Genomic DNA, 2,199 nt, shown 5'->3' on the forward strand with positions numbered 1-2,199 from the left:
ATTGATAAACTGGATGAGCAGCCATTGTCTAATAAACGCCAATGGCGAACGCGTATAGATCCACTTGAGTCTATCTGGGACAGTATTGTTGTCCCTCTACTTCAAGGTGATGCAACGTTAACTCCAGTGGGAATTTTTGATCACCTTTGCGAGTTTCACACCGACAAATTTAACCCGAGCTCACGGCGTACATTAGAGCGTCGAATTCATAAATGGCGGGCACTGTATGGCTCAAGTAAAGAGGTCGTATTCCTGCAAACACACGAGTATGGCCTATTAGGTATGTGTGATTTTACACATGTGAAGTCACCCGTTACCATTGCTAGTGAACCCTTAAAGCATATGTTGTTTCATTATCGTATGCCCGCCAGTGGCTGGGCTTACGCCCAAGTGATTTACGGCGGTGAAAGCTTTGCTGCTTTTTCTGATGGCGTGCAAAACGCATTTAAAGCAGCCGGCGGTGTGCCTAAAGAAGTGCGTACAGACAGTCTGAGTGCCGCCTATCGTAATCACACTAATGATAACGATTTTACAGAGCGCTTTAATGAATTAGTCACCCATTATGGCTTTAAAGCGACCCGCAATAACCGCGGTATTGCGCATGAAAATGGGGCTATTGAGAGCCCTCATGGGCATCTTAAATCGCAACTGGAGCAAGCATTAAAAATCCGTGGTAGTTATGACTTTCAGACAAGAGAAGTCTATGAATCGTTTGTTGCCGACATTGTAGCTCGCCGTAATCGCCGTGTAAGTGATAAATACGCAGTAGAGCAGCGACAATTACATGCTTTACCACGGACGATGAGCGTCAATTACACCGAGCATTATCTAACGGTGTCACGTACGAGTACTATTTCATTGAAACGTGTTACCTATAGCGTCCCGTCACGCCTTATTGGTAGCCGATTACTGGTTCGTTTATATGACAACCGTTTAGAGCTGCACTATGGCAGCGATTTAGTTCAAACGTTAGCGCGTGTCTATGCTTCTAAAGGATGCCGTGCACGTAATATTAGTTACTTGCATGTTATTGACGCACTGGTTAAAAAACCATTGGCATTTCGCTACTCACAACTACGTGACGACTTACTTCCAAGCGACAATTACAAAGCTATTTGGGAATACGTTAATGCCCACCTTTTAGCGGATGAAGCGAGCTATTACATGGTGAAATTGCTCCATTTAGCGAAGCAAAGTGGGTGTGAACGTCAATTAGGACGATTTGTAGCAGCGTCAATTACTCAGCGTCAATTACTCAGCGACAATTACCGGCCATCCGAGAATGTGAAGCGCAATTTTTAGTGATTGCATCAAACATACCCACAATAACAATAAAGCAACACAGCTTGAGCGCTTATAGCAGCATGATACCGGGAGGTCTACATGGATAACTTCACGGCCTCTTTACCTTTAATGCTGAAACAATTAAAGCTTAGCACCATGCTTCAACAGTGGAATACCCTGGGCAAAAAAGCGATAGAAGAACAATGGAGCCCACAGCAATACTTATCTGAGCTGTGCCATATTGAACTTGCGACACGCGATGATAAACGCCTTCAGCGGCTTTTAAAAGATGCAAAATTGCCCGTGGGTAAACACCTTAGCAGCTTCGACTTTACCCTTGTTGATGGGGTTAGTAAGCCCCTTGTTGCTGATTTAATAAATCAGCCGGATTGGTTGAAGTACGGTGGCAATATATTGTTATTTGGCGCCAGTGGTCTTGGTAAAACGCATATCGCCAGTAGCATCGGTTATGGCCTTATCGAGCAGGGCCATAAAGTTAAGTTTGTTGCCGCGTCAGCGATTGTTCAACAACTCCAGCAAGCAAAGCGACACTTACGCTTGCAAGATGAGCTTGTAAAGCTCGATAAATACAGCTTATTAATCGTTGATGACGTTGGTTACGTTCGAAAAACGGAACAGGAAACGAGTGTGCTGTTTGAATTGATAGCCCATCGCTATGAGCGACACAGCATGATCATCACATCAAACAAATCATTCGAACAATGGGATGAACTATTTGATGATTCAACGATGACTGTCGCGGCAATAGATCGCTTGGTTCATCATGCAACGATTATTCATTGCGAAGGTGAAAGTTACCGACGCAAAACAGCGCTCAATAAGAGCAAATAAAATTCGGTGTCAACCGGCCAAGATAATTGACGCGGAACCGGCCAAGTTAATTGACGCTAGATA

At 44.2% G+C, this 2,199-nt stretch carries 2 protein-coding genes; both read left to right on the forward strand.

Annotation, left to right across the window (positions count from 1 at the left end; translation table 11 throughout):
* Window positions 1-1,302, forward strand: a 1,302-nt coding sequence (gene istA, locus AAEZ18_RS18205) for an IS21 family transposase (RefSeq protein WP_350595473.1), incomplete at its 5' end; no start/stop codon positions are given.
* Between the two features lie 81 nt (window positions 1,303-1,383).
* The gene (gene istB / locus AAEZ18_RS18210; RefSeq protein ID WP_089368257.1) at window positions 1,384-2,136 is read left to right on the forward strand and encodes an IS21-like element helper ATPase IstB; all 753 of its coding nucleotides are present in this window, start codon (window positions 1,384-1,386) and stop codon (window positions 2,134-2,136) included.
* The last annotated feature ends 63 nt before the right edge of the window (window positions 2,137-2,199 follow it).

The sequence above is a fragment of the Pseudoalteromonas sp. 19-MNA-CIBAN-0066 genome, from assembly GCF_040308705.1.
GTDB classification, from domain to species: Bacteria; Pseudomonadota; Gammaproteobacteria; order Enterobacterales; family Alteromonadaceae; genus Pseudoalteromonas; species Pseudoalteromonas nigrifaciens.